At 64.7% G+C, this 16,494-nt stretch carries 18 protein-coding genes; 17 read left to right on the top strand and 1 reads right to left on the bottom strand.

Annotated elements, in window-relative coordinates; all coding sequences use genetic code 11:
• Nucleotides 1-52: 52 nt before the first annotated feature.
• The 9 genes from CHB96_RS02410 (at nt 53) to trmD (ending at nt 8,769) form a co-directional block, all read left to right on the top strand.
• Nucleotides 53-391 carry a P-II family nitrogen regulator gene (locus CHB96_RS02410; protein WP_019664269.1) on the top strand — a complete coding sequence of 113 codons (339 nt, stop codon included), beginning with the start codon at nt 53-55 and terminating at the stop codon, nt 389-391.
• Nucleotides 381-2,906 carry a [protein-PII] uridylyltransferase gene (locus CHB96_RS02405; protein ID WP_089243089.1) on the top strand — a complete coding sequence of 842 codons (2,526 nt, stop codon included), beginning with the start codon at nt 381-383 and terminating at the stop codon, nt 2,904-2,906. Before CHB96_RS02410 ends, CHB96_RS02405 begins: the two co-directional genes overlap by 11 nt.
• 152 nt (nt 2,907-3,058) lie before the next feature.
• Entirely contained in the window at nt 3,059-3,877 is an 819-nt protein-coding gene (locus CHB96_RS02400; RefSeq protein ID WP_089242920.1) for a M23 family metallopeptidase, read from the top strand.
• Nucleotides 3,878-3,991: 114 nt separating this feature from the next.
• Nucleotides 3,992-5,548 (top strand): signal recognition particle protein, encoded by a 1,557-nt coding sequence (gene ffh, locus CHB96_RS02395; RefSeq protein ID WP_089243088.1) that lies wholly within the window; start codon nt 3,992-3,994, stop codon nt 5,546-5,548.
• Between the two features lie 10 nt (nt 5,549-5,558).
• The gene (locus CHB96_RS02390; protein ID WP_089242919.1) at nt 5,559-6,635 is read left to right on the top strand and encodes an amidohydrolase family protein; all 1,077 of its coding nucleotides are present in this window, start codon (nt 5,559-5,561) and stop codon (nt 6,633-6,635) included.
• A gap of 203 nt (nt 6,636-6,838) precedes the next feature.
• Nucleotides 6,839-7,306, top strand: a complete 468-nt coding sequence (gene rpsP, locus CHB96_RS02385; RefSeq protein WP_089242918.1) for a 30S ribosomal protein S16 — start codon at nt 6,839-6,841, stop codon at nt 7,304-7,306.
• Nucleotides 7,303-7,545, top strand: coding sequence for an RNA-binding protein (locus CHB96_RS02380; protein WP_003939023.1), 243 nt, complete (start codon nt 7,303-7,305; stop codon nt 7,543-7,545). The genes rpsP and CHB96_RS02380 overlap by 4 nt, the downstream gene beginning before the upstream one ends.
• A gap of 10 nt (nt 7,546-7,555) precedes the next feature.
• Nucleotides 7,556-8,086: a ribosome maturation factor RimM gene (gene rimM / locus CHB96_RS02375; RefSeq protein ID WP_089242917.1), complete on the top strand. Its 531-nt coding sequence runs from the start codon at nt 7,556-7,558 to the stop codon at nt 8,084-8,086.
• A 5-nt stretch (nt 8,087-8,091) separates the two neighbouring features.
• The gene (gene trmD, locus CHB96_RS02370; RefSeq protein ID WP_089242916.1) at nt 8,092-8,769 is read left to right on the top strand and encodes a tRNA (guanosine(37)-N1)-methyltransferase TrmD; all 678 of its coding nucleotides are present in this window, start codon (nt 8,092-8,094) and stop codon (nt 8,767-8,769) included.
• 12 nt (nt 8,770-8,781) lie between these two features.
• On the opposite strand, the gene CHB96_RS02365 is transcribed toward trmD, so the two are convergent.
• Nucleotides 8,782-9,738 (bottom strand): serine hydrolase, encoded by a 957-nt coding sequence (locus CHB96_RS02365; RefSeq protein ID WP_089242915.1) that lies wholly within the window; start codon nt 9,736-9,738, stop codon nt 8,782-8,784.
• A gap of 62 nt (nt 9,739-9,800) precedes the next feature.
• Between CHB96_RS02365 and CHB96_RS02360 the strand changes: the two genes are divergently transcribed.
• From CHB96_RS02360 to CHB96_RS02330, 8 genes are all read left to right on the top strand, one after another.
• Nucleotides 9,801-12,131, top strand: coding sequence for a Tex family protein (locus CHB96_RS02360; protein WP_176444080.1), 2,331 nt, complete (start codon nt 9,801-9,803; stop codon nt 12,129-12,131).
• A gap of 45 nt (nt 12,132-12,176) precedes the next feature.
• Nucleotides 12,177-12,992, top strand: coding sequence for a hypothetical protein (locus CHB96_RS02355; RefSeq protein ID WP_089243087.1), 816 nt, complete (start codon nt 12,177-12,179; stop codon nt 12,990-12,992).
• 171 nt (nt 12,993-13,163) lie between these two features.
• Nucleotides 13,164-13,505 carry a 50S ribosomal protein L19 gene (rplS, locus tag CHB96_RS02350; protein WP_089243086.1) on the top strand — a complete coding sequence of 114 codons (342 nt, stop codon included), beginning with the start codon at nt 13,164-13,166 and terminating at the stop codon, nt 13,503-13,505.
• A gap of 165 nt (nt 13,506-13,670) precedes the next feature.
• Complete coding sequence (lepB, locus tag CHB96_RS02345) at nt 13,671-14,453, top strand: signal peptidase I (protein WP_089242913.1); 783 nt, start codon at nt 13,671-13,673, stop codon at nt 14,451-14,453.
• Between the two features lie 15 nt (nt 14,454-14,468).
• On the top strand, nt 14,469-15,215 hold the full coding sequence (locus CHB96_RS02340) for a ribonuclease HII (RefSeq protein ID WP_089242912.1): 747 nt from the start codon (nt 14,469-14,471) through the stop codon (nt 15,213-15,215).
• A gap of 40 nt (nt 15,216-15,255) precedes the next feature.
• Nucleotides 15,256-15,561 carry a DUF2469 domain-containing protein gene (locus CHB96_RS02335; protein WP_008717288.1) on the top strand — a complete coding sequence of 102 codons (306 nt, stop codon included), beginning with the start codon at nt 15,256-15,258 and terminating at the stop codon, nt 15,559-15,561.
• Between the two features lie 11 nt (nt 15,562-15,572).
• On the top strand, nt 15,573-15,725 hold the full coding sequence (locus CHB96_RS29550) for a hypothetical protein (RefSeq protein ID WP_176444047.1): 153 nt from the start codon (nt 15,573-15,575) through the stop codon (nt 15,723-15,725).
• A gap of 181 nt (nt 15,726-15,906) precedes the next feature.
• Nucleotides 15,907-16,245, top strand: coding sequence for a histone-like nucleoid-structuring protein Lsr2 (locus CHB96_RS02330; protein ID WP_089242911.1), 339 nt, complete (start codon nt 15,907-15,909; stop codon nt 16,243-16,245).
• Nucleotides 16,246-16,494: the final 249 nt, after the last annotated feature.

Raw genomic sequence — 16,494 nt, 5'->3', positions numbered from 1 at the left:
AACGCTCCGCATGCAACCGGGCACCGAAAAGAGCTTGTGAAGGGAAGCAGAAATGAAGCTGATCACGGCAATCGTCAAGCCGTTCACGTTGGAGGACGTCAAGACGGGGCTCGAACAGGCCGGTGTGCTTGGCATGACGGTCAGTGAGGTCCAGGGATACGGACGTCAGAAGGGCCACACCGAGGTCTATCGTGGCGCCGAATACTCGGTCGACTTCGTGCCCAAGGTACGCGTCGAGGTCGTCGTCGACGACGCTGCGGTAGAGAAGGTCGTCGAGGTCATCGTCGAAGCCGCTCGTACCGGCAAGATCGGTGACGGCAAGGTCTGGGTTTCGCCGGTCGACTCGGTCATCCGAGTGCGTACCGGAGAACGTGGCGCCGATGCGCTCTGACCCCACCGGGTCGCGGGCAGGCGGCCCCGGCTCTGCAGCACACGCTGCGGGGTCGGGGCCTTCGGCCTCTGGGCCGTCCGCTACGAAGAGTTCCGATGCAGCGGCAGACCTGGCACGAGCACGCAAACAGCTGCTCGACGGGGGAACACGCAATCGCAGGCTCGATGCGCCCTCGCTCCGGCAGGCGCTCGTCGACCTCCACGAGTTCTGGCTGACCACGAAGGGTGCCGAACTCGGTATCAAACCCGATTCGGGATTCGCGATCGTCGCAGTCGGAGGGCTTGCCCGTCGCGAGCTGCTTCCGTACTCCGATCTCGATCTCGTACTTCTGCACGACGACATCGACCCCGCTTTGGTGTCCGATGTCGCCGACAAGCTCTGGTACCCCCTGTGGGATGCCCACATCAAACTCGATCACAGCGTGCGCACGGTGCCGCAGGCCCTCCAGGTGGCGTCGACCGACATGACGGCCGCGCTCGGGATGCTGGAGGCTCGCCACATCGCTGGTGACGTCGAGCTGAGCAACCTGCTGATCGGTGGTGTACGCCGCGAATGGCGTACCGGAATTCGCTCACGGTTCGAGGAACTGATCACGCAGACGGAGTCGAGGTGGTCACGTAGCGGCGAGATCGCGCACCGCGCCGAGCCGGACCTCAAGAGCGGACGCGGCGGACTGCGCGACGTCCAACTTCTCGACGCGCTCTCGATCGCACAGTTGACCGACGGCATGCCCGGGCTCGGGCCACAGTCGCCGGGCGGCGGACTCGCGTTCGCGCATTCGAGGATGCTCGACGTCCGCACGGAACTGCACCGCGTCGCCGGACGCGCTCGGGATCAGCTGCGCGCGCAGGACGCCGACGAGATCGGTGCCGCGCTGCGGATCGGAGATCGGTTCGACCTGGCCCGTGTGCTCAGCGATTCCGCACGCACCATCAGCTATTCCGTCGACGTCGGACTTCGTACGGCCGGCAATTCGTTGCCGCGGCGTGGTCTGTCGCGACTGAGGCGCGTGCCCGTGCGTCGGCCGTTGGACGAGGGCGTCGTCGAACATGCAGGTGAGGTCGTCCTCGCACGGGACGCTCGTCCGAACAAGGACCCGGGACTCATCACGCGTGTGGCGGCCGCATCCGCCCAGACCGGGATGCCGATGTCGGCGTCGACGCTCAATCGTCTGTCGGACAGCGCGCCCGAGCTGCGCGAGCCGTGGCCGAAAGAGGCAGTCAACGACCTATTGGTTCTTCTCGGATCCGGACGACGAGCCATCCCGGCGATCGAAGCGCTCGATCGAACCGGACTGTGGGGACGACTGCTCCCCGAGTGGGGCGCGGTCCGCGACCTTCCGCCTCGCGATGCGGTCCACACGTGGACCGTCGATCGACATCTCGTCGAGACCGCGGCATACGCGTCGGCGCTGACGACCCGTGTGGCGCGGCCGGACCTGCTCGTCCTGGGCGCGTTGATCCACGACATCGGCAAGGGACGCGGGGGAGACCACAGCGTCGTCGGCGCGGAGTTGGCGACGCAGATCGGCAACAGGCTGGGTCTGTGGCCGTCGGACGTAGCTCTGTTGACGTCGATGGTGCGCCATCATCTGCTGCTGCCCGACACCGCAACGCGGCGTGATCTCGACGACCCTGTCACCGTGCAGACCGTCGTCGAGGCGCTCGGTGCGGACCCTGTGCTTCTCGAATTGCTGCATGCACTCGCCGAAGCCGATTCGTTGGCTACCGGGCCCGGTGTGTGGGGCGACTGGAAGGCGTCGCTCATTCGGGAACTCGTCCGGCGTTGCCGCATGGTCATGGCAGGGGAGACGCTGCCGGTGCCCGACCCGCTCGATCCTGCACATGTGGCGCTGGCGGAGAAGGGCGGCGTGCACGTCGACCTCCAGCCGACCGACGGTTCGCACACGTTCGTCGTGACGGTCGTCGCGCCTGATACCCCGGGATTGCTGTCCGACGCCGCGGGAGTCCTGGCACTGCACTCGTTGCGGGTGCTGTCGGCGTCGCTCGGCAGCCACGACGGTTCGGCGGTCAACTCGTTCGCCGTGGCTCCTCTGTTCGGAGCACCGCCGCAGGCGGGCCTGCTCCGTCAGGAACTGATTCGGGCGCAGGCAGGGGAACTCGATCTCGTCGCGATGCTGGACGCCAAGGAACTCCATGCGCGGCCGCCGGTCCTGGACGACGACGACGGTTCGGCCGTGCCTGTGCAGTACGCACAGGCGCCTCCTCGCGTGCTGTGGTTCGACGGGACCGAGCCGGGACAGGTCGTCCTGGAACTCCGCGCCGAGGATCGGCTCGGGCTGCTCTGTCGTCTGGCGAGTGAGTTGGAGAGACTCGGGGCGGACGTTCGGTGGGCGCGGGTGTCGACACTCGGTACTTCGGTCGTCGACGCGTTCTGTATCGACCTGACGGGGTCGGACAGCCGTGCGACACGTGAGGAGATCGAGGAAGCGATTCTCGCCGTCGTCCCAGCTCCTGAGCCTCCCAAGCCACCGGAGAAGCCCGAAGGGACGTAACGCCCCGCGCGTCCTTGTGAAGTTTCATAAAGATTCGGTTACGGTGTTTGCGCGCGAGATCGTTTTGTTACGTTTCTCCGCAGCAGACGAAAAGCGGGTCCGGGCGCCGAGTCGCTCGGGGGCGCACGCCGACGACTGATGAGGTAGACACTGTGGGATCCCACCGGCGGTCGAACATCTATGTTCCGACCGAGAACAACGCGAACACACCACGTGGGCGACACAGGGCGAAGGAAGACTCCAACGATTCGGGGATCAGGGCGGCGACCATCGTCGCCGCGACGGGCGCGATCGTCGCGGGAGCTGCGCAGATGGGCACCGGAACCGCTTCTGCGGCACCGGTTCCCGCGCCGGCTCCGGTGACGGCGGTTCCGTTCGAGCTCCCGCAGAATCTGCTGCCTGCCGGCTTCGAGCTTCCGACCGGAATTGCATTGCCGGAGAACTTCGAACTCCCGCCGGGCATCGAGATCCCGGACACGTCACAGCTTCCGGCGCTCGGGCTTCCCGACGTCGGGGCTGCAGCGCAGGACCTGCTGAAGGGGCTCCAGCCTCTGAAAGAGCGTGCCGTGCAACCGGTGTCGGGTGTCCTGACGTCGAGCTTCGGTTCGCGGTGGGGCGCACACCACGGTGGGCTCGACGTGGCCGCTCCCATCGGGACTCCGGTGCTCGCGGCTGCGGACGGTGTCGTCACTGCTGCCGGGCCCGCGTCCGGATTCGGACTCTGGGTCAAGGTGCTGCACGCCGACGGTACCGAGACGGTCTACGGACACGTCGACGCGTACTCGGTCGCCGAGGGCCAGCAGGTGACCGCGGGGCAGCAGATCGCAACCGTGGGCAACCGCGGCCAGTCGACCGGTCCACACCTGCACTTCGAGGTACACGACCCCAGCGGAGTGAAGGTCGATCCTGCGGAATGGTTGACCACCCGCGGCGTGTCGGTGACCTGGAGCGACGCAGCACGTAGCGCGTAACGTCGCTCGGCGAGAGGCCTCGCCGACGACGGGGCGCGGTATCGGGCGCTAGTCTGGAGCCTGCTCTACTCGACTTACAAGGCCCCATTCGCTATCGGCTCAGGAGTGCAATCGGTGTTCGAATCCCTTTCCGACAGGTTGGCCGGGACCCTCAAGGACCTGCGTGGCAAGGGTCGTCTCTCCGGTGCAGACATCGACGCGACGGCTCGCGAGATTCGGCTCGCGCTGCTCGAAGCCGACGTCGCCCTTTCCGTCGTGCGCGAGTTCATCACGCGCATCAAGACGCGCGCCAAGGGCGCCGAGGTATCCGGCGCTCTCAACCCGGCGCAGCAGGTCGTCAAGATCGTCAACGAGGAACTGGTCGGGATTCTCGGTGGGGAGACACGTCGACTGACGTTCGCGAAGACCGCCCCGACGGTCATCATGCTGGCTGGTCTGCAGGGTTCCGGTAAGACCACGTTGGCGGGCAAGCTCGCGAAATGGCTCAAGGATCAGGGGCACACGCCTCTTCTCGTCGCGTGTGATCTCCAGCGTCCCGGTGCCGTGAGTCAGCTGCAGATCGTCGGTGAGCGCGCGGGTGCCCAGGTGTTCGCACCGCACCCGGGTACGTCCATCGGCGGCGGCGACAACGAACTCGGCATTTCGGCGGCCGACCCCGTCGAGGTCGCTCGTGCCGGTGTCGCCGAGGCCCGCAGCAAGCAGTACGACATCGTCATCGTCGACACCGCCGGTCGTCTCGGCATCGACACCGAACTGATGAACCAGGCCGCGGGAATCCGTGACGCGGTCCAGCCGGACGAGACACTGTTCGTCCTCGACGCGATGGTCGGCCAGGACGCCGTCAGCACGGCTCAGGCGTTCCGCGACGGGGTCGGCTTCACCGGCGTCGTCCTGACCAAGCTCGACGGCGACGCGCGCGGTGGTGCGGCGCTCAGCGTCCGTGAAGTGACCGGCGAACCGATCATGTTCGCGTCGACGGGTGAGAAGCTCGAGGACTTCGACGTCTTCCATCCCGACCGCATGGCCAGCCGAATCCTCGGCATGGGCGACGTTCTCAGCCTCATCGAACAGGCCGAACAGCACTTCGACGCCGAACAGGCCGAGGCGACGGCCAACAAGATCGGGTCCGGCCAGCTCACGCTCGACGACTTCCTCGAGCAGATGATGGCCGTCCGCAAGATGGGGCCCATCGGCAACCTGCTCGGCATGCTTCCCGGTGCAGGCCAGATGAAGGAACTGGCCAACATCGACGAGAAGCAGCTCGACCGCGTTCAGGCGATCATCCGCGGCATGACGCCGCAGGAACGCAACGATCCCAAGATCATCAACGCGTCGCGACGCCTCCGCATCGCCAACGGCTCCGGCGTGAAGGTCTCGGACGTCAACCAGCTCGTCGACCGCTTCTTCGAGGCGCGCAAGATGATGTCGGCGATGGCCGGCCGCATGGGCATGCCCGGCGCGCGCAAGCAGGTTCGGAACAAGAAGGGCAAGAAAGGCAAGAAGGGCGGACGCGGCCCGACTCAGCCCAAGATCCGCGGCGGTTTCCCCGGCATGCCGGGAGGTATGCCTGCCGGGATGCCCGACCTGTCCGGGATGCCGAAGGGGCTCGACCAGATGCCGCCCGGGCTCGAAGGTATCGACCTGTCGCAGCTGAAGCTGCCGAAGAAGTAGTCGAGGCGCCGTGCCCGCATTTGCTGTTCGAGGTCGCGTTCTGCCGTCCGAGGAACCGACCGAACTGTGGATCGATCACGGCAGAATTTCCCTCGAACCGATCGCCGACGCGACCGTGTTGTGCGACGGCGGCTGGATCCTTCCTGGTCTCGTCGACGCGCACTGTCACGTCGGCATCAAGTACGGCGGTGGGCACGAGGATCTCGCCGGCTCGATCGAGCAGGCGAAGATCGAACGCGACGTCGGCGTGCTGTTGCTGCGTGATGCAGGCTCGCCCGTCGACACCCGCGCGCTCGACGACTACGACGACCTGCCGCGCATCATTCGCGCCGGGCGTCACATCGCGTCGCCCAAGCGCTACATTCCCGGGCTGGCGATCGACATCGAAGACGAGTCGCAGCTACCGGAAGCCGTTGCGCAGCAAGCGCGATTCGGTGACGGCTGGGTCAAGCTCGTCGGCGACTGGATCGACCGCAGTGTCGGCGATCTGAGGCCCCTGTGGGACGAGAAGATTCTGAAGGAGTCGATCGACGCCGCACACGCGGAGGGCGCCCGCGTCACGGCGCACGTGTTCGGGGAGGACGCGTTGCCCGGGTTGATCTCGGCGGGCATCGACTGCATCGAACACGGCACCGGTCTGACGGACGAGACCATCGAGATGATGGTCGAGCATCAGACGGCGTTGGTGCCGACGCTCGTCAACATCGCCACGTTCCCCGACATCGCGGCGTCGGCGACGAAGTATCCGATCTATGCGAGGCACATGCGGGATCTGCATGCCCGCGTCGAGTCGACCATCGGCCGCGCCCACGACGCGGGAGTGGCGATCTTCGCAGGTACCGATGCAGGCGGGTCGATCCGCCATGGGCGCATCGCCGACGAGGTCCAGGCACTGACCGGCGTCGGTATGACGTCGACCGAAGCGCTCGGAGCCGCGAGCTGGACGGCGCGGTCGTGGCTCGGATGGCCAGGGCTCGAGCACGGTGCGCCTGCGGACCTGCTGGTGTATTCGGTGGATCCTCGAACGTCGCCCGAGGTGTTGTCCAACCCCGACGTCACCGTTCTGCGTGGTGTTCCACAGCGTTGACGGCGATTCCGGGCTGGTCGACGGCCGTGTGTACTGCCGATTAACTGCCGATGGCCCCCGTCTGGCAGAATGATCAGCTGTTCGCCCGTCTCCGGTTCCGTACCGCACGGCGGTCACGACAACCCCATCAACGCAAAACCGGGTGTGCGGTCCACGCACACCGCCGAATTGCGAAGTGACCAACTCGAAAGGCTCTACTTTTCATGGCTGTCAAGATCAAGCTCATGCGCATCGGTAAGATCCGCACCCCGCACTACCGCGTCGTCATCGCCGACTCTCGCACACGCCGCAACGGCCGTGCGATCGAGACCATCGGCAAGTACGAGCCCAAGCAAGAGCCGAGCGTCATCGACATCGATTCCGAGCGTGCACAGTACTGGCTGGGTGTCGGCGCTGTGCCGACCGAGCCCGTCGAGGCACTGCTGAAGATCACCGGTGACTGGCAGAAGTTCAAGGGTCTCCCCGGCGCCGAGGGCACCCTCCGCGTCGCCGAGCCCAAGCCGTCCAAGCTGGACCTGTTCAACGCTGCGCTGGCTCAGGCCGACGCCGAGCCGCTCGGCGACGCCACCACGGCCAAGAAGAAGAAGGCTCCGAAGGCGGACGAGGCCAAGGCCGACGACGCTGCAGCCGAGACCGCAGAAGCACCGGCCGCCGAGGCTGCTGAGAAGTGAGTGCCGTTGTCGCCGATGCCGTCGAACATCTCGTTCGCGGCATCGTCGCCAATCCTGACGACGTCCGCGTCGAACTGATCACCGGCCGTCGTGGCCGCACCGTGGAAGTACACGTGCACCCCGACGATCTCGGCAAGGTCATCGGTCGCGGTGGTCGAACGGCAACAGCTCTGCGCACGTTGGTCTCCGGCATCGGTGGCCGCGGCATCCGCGTCGACGTCGTCGACACGGATCAGTAGCGCACTTCACATGGAGCTTGTAACTGGTCGTGTAGCGAAAGCGCACGGCATCAGAGGCGAGGTCGTCGTCGAGGTTCGCACAGACGAACCCGACGAGCGCTTCGCCGTCGGTACCGTGATCCACGGCCGCAAGCCGCGGGCGACCACGGACGCGACCGCATACACGGTGGAAGCCGCCCGGGAACACTCCGGGCGGCTTTTGCTGCGCCTGAAGGGAATCGACTCCCGAGACGCCGCCGACGCGCTCCGCGGCACGCTCTTCGTGGTCGACTCGGAAGATCTGGATTCGTCCGACGATCCCGACGAGTTCTACGACCACGAACTAGAGGGTCTGACCGTGAAGCTCACCGACGATACCGTCGTCGGTACCGTCCGCGAGGTATTGCATTCTGCCGCAGGCGAATTGCTGTCGATCCGACCCTCCGACGGAAGCCGAGCGGAAATACTCGTCCCGTTCGTCGCGGCGATCGTCACGTCGGTGTCCCTCGCCGATCGAACGGTGACGATCGATCCGCCCGAGGGTCTTCTGGATCCGGAGTAGAACTCGTGCAACTCGACGTCGTCACGATCTTTCCCGAATATCTGGACCCGCTCCGAACCGCCTTGTTGGGCAAGGCGATCGACAAGGGCCTTGTATCGGTGAACGTCCACGACCTGCGTTCGTGGACGCACGACGTGCACAAGGCCGTCGACGATTCGCCGTACGGCGGTGGGCCGGGGATGGTCATGAAGCCGACGGTCTGGGGTCCTGCGCTCGACGATGTCCTCACCGAGGACTCACTGCTCGTCGTCCCGACCCCTGCCGGTGTTCCGTTCACGCAACGCACGGCCGAGCGATGGTCGCAGGAGAAGCACATCGTGTTCGCGTGTGGCCGCTACGAAGGTATCGACCAGCGCGTGTTCGACGACGCCGCGCGACGGGTTCGCGTCGAGGAAGTCAGCATCGGTGACTACGTTCTCATCGGCGGTGAGGCTGCCGTTCTCGTCATGAGCGAGGCGGTTGTGCGCCTGCTGCCGGGCGTTCTCGGGAATCAGCAGTCGCACCAACAGGATTCGTTCTCCGACGGCCTCCTCGAAGGCCCCAGTTACACCCGCCCGGTGAGCTGGCGTGATCTGGACGTGCCGGACATCCTGCTGTCCGGTGACCATGCACGCATCGCCGCGTGGCGCACGGAACAGTCGGTGCGTCGAACCCAGGAACGCCGGCCGGATCTGCTCGACTGACCGCGTCGACTTCTAGTCGACGCGGCCGTCGGGAAACAGCATCGATACGACGCCCGTGATGGTGTCACGTGCGTGCTGCGCGCTGCTGTCATCGGTGACGTCGACGACAGCTGTATCGGGGTAGTGCTCCCAATCGTCGTCGTAATGCACCTCTTCGCGCGAGATCAACGCGATCACGTATTCGTCGTCTTCGCCGACTGTTCCGGTCGACAGATGAACCCACCGGCCCGCGATACAGCACATCCACCCCTGCTTGACCGCCCAGACCGGTTCGGATGGAAGGCCGTCGACGATCCCGAAATGCTGGTGGTAGCCGTCGGTGGCGACCGGCTCCGATTCGCGAAGAAGGCTCAAAATGGTCGAGGTCGACGCGGGGGACAGGCCGCCGGTGCCGTCGACGAGCTTGGTGTAGTAACCGACGATGTCGGCTGCCGTCGTCATGGTGTTCCACCACAGACCGTCCCACGGAGGCGACGTCGCTGCCAGACCGTAGCGTTCGGCGACCCGGAGCACGATGTCGTTGCCGCCGTACTCGTTCCACAGATAGTTCGCTGCGTCGTCGCTCGACGACTTCAGCATGACCTTCAGCTGCGTCAAGTCTTCCTCGGCGACGGGAGCCTGGGCGATGTTGGCTTCGTGGAGGACCTCGTCGGCGATGAACAGTTTGGAGACGGACGCGGTTTCGACCTGAGTGGTGTCGCCACTGGCGTAGTACGCACCGGTACGTCGGTCGAGAACGGCGAACGAGATCTCCGCGCCACGCCCGGCGGCCGATGCGACGGCCGCGGGGATGCGCGAATCGAGTGCGAGGTCCTGGACCGTCTCGGTGTCGGGGAACGGCGACGACACAGTTGCTGTCGTCCCGGTCGTCCCGGAATCCTCCGGAACATCGCACCCCGAGACGAGAATGGCGATCGCGGCGAGCAGGGCCGAGCACGAGAGTGCCAGGACTTGCATAGGCCTGGACATCGAAGGTCTCCTGCACTGGTCACTGGTGAACGTGTCCCACAGTAGCTGTAGGGTCGTGCGCCGTGACGACTGCTCTGAAAACTGTGAACAAGCGCATAGCCGAGGAACTCGACGTTTCCGAAGGTCAGGTAAGCGCTGCCGTGGACTTGCTGGACGGCGGTTCGACCGTGCCGTTCATCGCTCGGTACCGCAAGGAAGTCACCGGCATGCTCGACGACGCGCAGTTGCGCCTGCTCGAAGAGCGGTTGAGGTACCTCCGCGAGCTCGACGAGCGACGCGACGCGGTCATCGAATCGATTCGCTCACAGGGCAAGCTCGACGATGCACTCGAACAGTCACTCATGCTGGCCGAGACCAAGGCACGCGTCGAGGACATCTACCTGCCGTTCAAGCCGAAGCGTCGGACCAAGGCACAGATCGCGCGCGAGGCAGGCCACGAGCCGGTCGCCGACGCGCTCATCGGTGACCCGACCACCGATCCCGCGTCGTACGACTCCGAGCAACTCGACGGTGCACGCGCCATCCTCGTCGAGCGGTTCGCCGAGGATCCGGACCTCGTCGGCGAACTGCGTGAATTGATGTGGACGCGTGGCCAACTCGTCTCGACCGTGCGCAAGGGCAAGGAAGACGAAGGCGCCAAATTCGCCGACTACTTCGAATTCTCGGAACCCTTCACGTCTCTGCCGTCGCACCGCATTCTCGCGGCGCTACGCGGTGAGAAGGAAGAGGTGCTCTCGCTCGGTCTCGAGCCCGAACGCGAAGAGACGCCTCCCGGTGTGCCGACGGTGTACGAAGGCCGTATCGCGACCGCGTTCGACATCGCCGACCGCGGTAGGCCCGCCGATCGATGGCTCCTCGACACCGTCCGCTGGGCGTGGCGCACCAAGCTGCTCGTGACGCTCGCGATCGACGTCAGAATGCGACTTCGTCAATCCGCAGAGAAGGACGCCGTCGACGTCTTCGCATCGAACCTCAAGGATCTGCTACTCGCCGCGCCTGCAGGCAACCGCGCGACGATGGGCCTCGACCCCGGCTTCCGTACCGGTACCAAGGTGGCCGTCGTCGACTCGACCGGCAAGGTCGTCGATTACGACACGATCTACCCGCACAAGCCCCAGGGCAAGTGGGATCAGGCCATCGCGACGCTGGCCGCACTCGCCTCCAAGCATTCGGTTCAGCTGATCGCCATCGGAAACGGCACGGCGTCACGCGAGACCGATGCGCTCGCCGCCGATCTCATCGCCAAGTTCCCGGCTGCCGGGCTGACCAAGATCGTGGTGTCCGAGGCAGGAGCGTCGGTCTACTCTGCGTCGGCATACGCGTCGGGCGAGCTCCCCGATCTGGACGTGTCCATTCGAGGTGCCGTCTCCATCGCTCGGCGACTTCAGGACCCACTCGCGGAACTGGTCAAGATCGACCCGAAGTCCATCGGTGTCGGTCAGTACCAGCACGACATCTCGGAATCCCTGCTCGCGCGCTCACTCGGTGCCGTCGTCGAGGACGCCGTGAACGCCGTCGGCGTCGACGTAAACACGGCATCGGTGCCGCTTCTGTCACGCGTGTCCGGCATCGCCGGTTCGCTCGCGGAGAGCATCGTCGCGCACCGCGACCAGAACGGGCCGTTCACGTCCCGCTCCAAGCTGAAGGACGTCGCACGGTTGGGGCCCAAGGCATTCGAGCAGTGCGCGGGCTTCCTTCGGATTCAGGACGGTGACGATCCACTCGACCGGTCCAGCGTGCACCCCGAGGCGTACCCGGTCGTGCGTCGGATCGTCGATTCCGCGGGTGTCGGCGTACGCGAGGTCATCGGTAACGCACCGCTGCTGCGCGGACTGAAGCCACAGCAGTTCGCCGACGAGCGTTTCGGGCTCCCGACGGTCACCGACATCATCGCCGAACTGGAGAAGCCCGGTCGCGACCCACGACCCGAGTTCAAGACGGCAACGTTCGCTGCCGGAATCGAGAAGGTTGCGGATCTGGTGCCAGGAATGACACTGGAAGGCGTCGTCACCAACGTCGCCGCATTCGGGGCGTTCGTCGACGTCGGTGTTCACCAGGACGGTCTGGTCCACGTCTCGGCCATGTCGCACAACTTCGTCAAGGATCCGCGCGAGGTGGTCAAGTCGGGTGACGTGGTCAAGGTGAAGGTCATGGAGGTCGACGTACCGCGTCAGCGCATCGGTTTGAGTCTGCGTCTCGACGACGAACCGGGTGCGTCCGCGAAGGACAAGCCGCGCGGTGGCTCCGGAAACGCGCCACGCGGAGGCGGCCAGCAGAATCGGCGCTCGCAGGGCGGGCGCCCCGACAACAACCGTGGGGGCGGTCGTCAGGCGAGCGCACCTGCGGGCGGATCGATGGCCGACGCGCTCCGTAAGGCGGGATTCAGCAAGTAACATCTCTTTTCACATGTGAAAGGAGTTGCGGCGGCCGTGAGATGGTTGAACCACGAGATCATCGCGCACGGCCGCCTGCCGCTTCTGTGTTTCCTGTTGGGCTTCGTCGCCGGCTTTCTGTTGATTCGACTGAGTGTCAGGATGATTCGGGCACAGGTGAAGTGGTGGCCGGGCAACATCACGCCCGGCGGGCAACACATCCATCACGTCGTGTTCGGCATCGTGTTGATGCTGGTGTCGGGTGTCGCACTCGTCGCGGTCTTCGAGGACGGCACGCAGGAGACGGGCGCTGCGCTCGCGGCCCTGTTCGGTGTCGGCGCCGCGTTGGTGCTCGACGAGTTCGCGCTGATCTTCTATCTCCAGGACGTGTACTGGTCCGAGCAGGGGAGGACGTCCGTCGACGCCGTCTTCGTCGCCGTAGCAGGCACCGGACTGTTGTTGCTGGGTTTTCACCCGCTGGAACTGCTGAACGTCACCGACATCCGACACAGCCACGACACGTGGGCGCGAGCGGGGTATGTCGTGCTGGCATTCGTGAACTTGGGTTTGTGTGCGGTGGTGGTCCTGAAGGGCAAGATATGGACCGGATTGGTGGGACTATTCTTCGTTCCGATCCTGTTCATCGCAGCGTTGCGGCTCAGCAGGCCCGCGGCGCCGTGGGCGAGGTGGCGGTACACGAGCAGGCCCAAAAAGATGGAGCGGGCGCTGCGGCGGGAACGAACCATCCGGCGCCCCGCGATTCGAGCGAAGATCTATCTTCAGGACCTGATCGCGGGTAAACCGAGCATCGATCACGCGGTATCGGCGACCGAGGACGAGCTGGACAGGACGGTTCGGCCGGCCGCGGCTCCCGTCGTGTGACGGCGATTTCGCCGGCTGGGCGTTGTCTGGCACAATAGTGGGGTTGCCTGTACCAGGCGCAGACCTAATCGGAGTACGAACCAGCCGAGTTCCGTGTTGTATCAGTTCCACGCAGCCACGGCGCCGCTCGGTTCCTCTACTCGTGCGAAGAACGCAAGGATGGCCCCACCGATGAACACTTTGGACTTCTTGGACAACAAGTCGCTGCGCAGCGACGTTCCTGACTTCCGCCCCGGCGACACGCTCAACGTGCACGTCAAGGTTATCGAAGGCTCGAAGGAGCGCGTGCAGATCTTCAAGGGCGTCGTTATTCGCCGCCAGGGTGGTGGCGTCCGTGAGACGTTCACCGTTCGCAAGGTCTCGTTCGGCGTCGGCGTCGAGCGTACTTTCCCGGTGCACAGCCCGAACATCGCGTCGATCGATGTTCTGACTCGCGGTGACGTCCGTCGCGCGAAGCTGTACTACCTCCGCGATCTCCGTGGCAAGGCTGCCAAGATCAAGGAAAAGCGCTGACACCAGCTTTCTCTTCGACGACGCCGCATCACCCCGACAGGGGAGGTGCGGCGTCGGTCGTTTCCGGGCTGCGCGACGGCCGTTCGCATGTGACCTGTCACCACATGCGTCGGAACGAATCGATGCACCGTCCGACATCGACGGCGGTACGGCTAATCTGGTGCCGTGGCTGATTCCTCGTACGATCCGAACGACACATCGGATTCCGACGCTGACGGACCCGTACACCGAAAGCGAGAGAAGAAGCCTCGTTCGTTCTGGCGCGAGCTGCCGATTCTCATCCTCGTCGCGCTCGTCCTGAGCTTTCTTCTGCAGACGTTCATCGCGAGGGTGTACCTGATTCCTTCCGAGTCGATGGAGCCGACTCTCCACGGCTGCCCCGGATGCACCGGCGACCGCATCGTCGTCGAGAAGATCAGCTATCGATTCGGAGATCCGAAGCCCGGCGACGTCGTCGTGTTCCGTGGACCGGATTCGTGGAACAGCGAGTTCGTGTCCACTCGGTCGTCGAATGCGATCATCCGCGGCGCCGAGGAAGTCGGCTCGCTGATCGGCATCGTCGCACCGGACGAGAACGACCTCGTCAAGCGCGTGATCGCCACAGGCGGCCAGACCGTCGAGTGCTGCGACGATCAGGGGCGTGTTCTGGTCGACGGAAAACCACTCGACGAGCCCTACATCCAGATGGACTTTCCCTTCACACCCGACGTCATGACGTGCGACACCGAGATCAAGTCCGGGCGATGCTTCTCCGCGGTCACCGTCCCCGAGGGCAACCTGTGGGTGATGGGCGACAACCGCAGCAATTCTGCGGACTCCCGGTTCCATGTGTCGGACGAACTGATGGGGACCGTTCCGGTCGACAACGTCATCGGTCGCGCGTTCGTCATCGCGCTACCGCCGTCGCGCTGGGGCACCCTCGATTCGCCGGACATTCAGGGACAGTGAAGCAGAGCAGTATCGATGGCTAGATCCAGTACGAGCCGTTCCCGCGGTCGGCCACCGTGGCCACCGCGTCCCGTCATCCGCAGGTCCTCCGGTCTGCGGACGATGGAGTCGGCGCTCGATCGCCACGGGCTCGGGCCGGTCGCAGGCGTCGACGAGGCGGGCCGTGGCGCATGTGCAGGTCCCTTGACCGTCGCGGCATGCGTGCTCGGACCCAAGCGGTACGAGTCGCTCGCCGATCTCGACGACTCCAAGAAACTGACCGAGAAGCGCCGCGAGCAGCTGTTCCCGAAGATCCAACGCCTCGCGCTCGCGTGGAGTGTGGTGTTCATCGAGGCGCAGGAGATCGACCGGATCGGACTTCATGTCGCGAACATCGAAGGTATGAGACGCGCAGTCGCCGGGCTCGGGATCGCGCCGGGGTACGTACTCACCGACGGATTCCGGGTCCCGGGGTTGCCTGCCCCGTCGTTGCCCGTCATCGGTGGCGACGCCACCGCAGCATGTATCGCAGCCGCAAGCGTGCTGGCGAAGGTGTCCCGCGACCGCGTCATGGTCGAGATGGACGACGCGATCCCCGGGTACGGTTTCGCAGTGCACAAGGGATACAGCACGAGGGCGCATGCGGCGGCGATGGTGGAGTTGGGGCCCTGCGCCGAGCACCGGATGTCCTATGCCAACGTCTCGGCCGCCGCGGCCGGGCGAGTGGACTCGGTCGCGTCGGTGTTGGGTCGGATGGACTGCACCGACAGCAGTGCGCGATGATTGACGTTCACGAAAGCAGACGGAGGATGAGAAGAAACCGATGAGTGCCGAAGATCTCGAAAAGTACGAAACCGAGATGGAGCTCTCGCTGTATCGCGAGTATCGGGACATTGTCGGCCAGTTCAACTACGTCGTCGAGACCGAACGTCGTTTCTATCTCGCGAACTCGGTCGAACTCATACCGCACAACGCCGACGGTGAGATCTATTTCGAGCTTCGTATGTCGGACTCGTGGGTCTGGGATATGTATCGACCCGCCCGGTTCGTCAAACACGTTCGCGTCATCACGTTCAAGGACGTCAATATCGAGGAACTCGACAAGCCCGATCTCCGGCTGCCGGAGTAGCCACAGTGTCCGTGACGGTGTGGCTGCTGCTCGTCGCCGGTGTGATCTATCTGTTCGGACGTCGGCGGTCCCGTCGGACGTTGGTCGTCTGCGGTCAATTGATCGGGCTCGCCGCTGTCGGTCTCGTTGTCGGGCAAGTTGCATGGCATATTCTTCAGCAGTGATTTCTTCGGTCGATTCGATGTGCCGCTTCACTTTTCGCTCGATCGGAAACCGGAATCGAGCCGTATTCTTGCGATGATTGTTTCTGAAAGAAAACTGTGGATTTCGTGATTGTTTTGTCCGATCCGTGTTACGGGTGGTACAAACGTAATACATCATTCCTTGACTGTTAGAGGTTCGGATATGGCGCGTAAGACACTGGTCCAAATGGTCGACGACGTCGACGGGTCGGTCATCAAAGAAGGTCAGGGCGAATCCATCGAATTCGGTATCGACGGCACTCTGTACCGGATCGACCTGAACTTGAAGCATGCGAACGAATTGCACGAGCAGTTGGCGTTCTGGATCGAACACGCGGAGAAGGTGTCCGGTCGCAAAAGCAAGAAAGTCTCCGCCGCACCTGCTCGCGGAAAAGTCGATTTGCAGGACGTTCGAGCGTGGGCTCGCGAGAACGGGTACGACGTCAGTGCTCGCGGACGGATAAGCCAGGACGTGCAGGCTGCCTACGAGGCCGCGCACTGAGCTGATTCAACAGCCAGCCACGACATTCGATGCCCCGACCGAGTTTCGGTCGGGGCATCGAGGCGTTTCCGGGACCGTGATCGAGCGACCAGTGCCCGCGTGAGCACACGGCTCCGACAGTGTTCTACGGGGCCGGGGGCACAGATGCCCGTTCATCCACAGGTGCTGGCCCATCCACAGGTCGAATCTCGACCTGGCGTTCTCAGTTCGGTCGGCCGGTACTGCAGTGCATCGTCGAGCAGTGGGTTC

The organism is Rhodococcoides kyotonense, assembly GCF_900188125.1.
Lineage (GTDB): Bacteria > Actinomycetota > Actinomycetes > Mycobacteriales > Mycobacteriaceae > Rhodococcoides > Rhodococcoides kyotonense.
The sequence above is the reverse complement of the archived record's forward strand: the minus strand, read 5'-3'. Positions and strand labels throughout refer to the sequence as shown.

Bases quoted from the DNA above. Each gene is read 5' to 3' on its own strand.
- CHB96_RS02410 (WP_019664269.1), top strand. From the start codon at position 53: ATGAAGCTGATCACGGCAATCGTCAAGCCGTTCACGTTGGAGGACGTC.
- CHB96_RS02405 (WP_089243089.1), top strand. From the start codon at position 381: ATGCGCTCTGACCCCACCGGGTCGCGGGCAGGCGGCCCCGGCTCTGCA.
- rpsP (WP_089242918.1), top strand. From the start codon at position 6,839: ATGGCTGTCAAGATCAAGCTCATGCGCATCGGTAAGATCCGCACCCCG.
- rimM (WP_089242917.1), top strand. From the start codon at position 7,556: ATGGAGCTTGTAACTGGTCGTGTAGCGAAAGCGCACGGCATCAGAGGC.
- CHB96_RS02365 (WP_089242915.1), bottom strand. From the start codon at position 9,738: ATGTCCAGGCCTATGCAAGTCCTGGCACTCTCGTGCTCGGCCCTGCTC.
- rplS (WP_089243086.1), top strand. From the start codon at position 13,164: ATGAACACTTTGGACTTCTTGGACAACAAGTCGCTGCGCAGCGACGTT.
- CHB96_RS02340 (WP_089242912.1), top strand. From the start codon at position 14,469: ATGGCTAGATCCAGTACGAGCCGTTCCCGCGGTCGGCCACCGTGGCCA.
- CHB96_RS02335 (WP_008717288.1), top strand. From the start codon at position 15,256: ATGAGTGCCGAAGATCTCGAAAAGTACGAAACCGAGATGGAGCTCTCG.
- CHB96_RS02330 (WP_089242911.1), top strand. From the start codon at position 15,907: ATGGCGCGTAAGACACTGGTCCAAATGGTCGACGACGTCGACGGGTCG.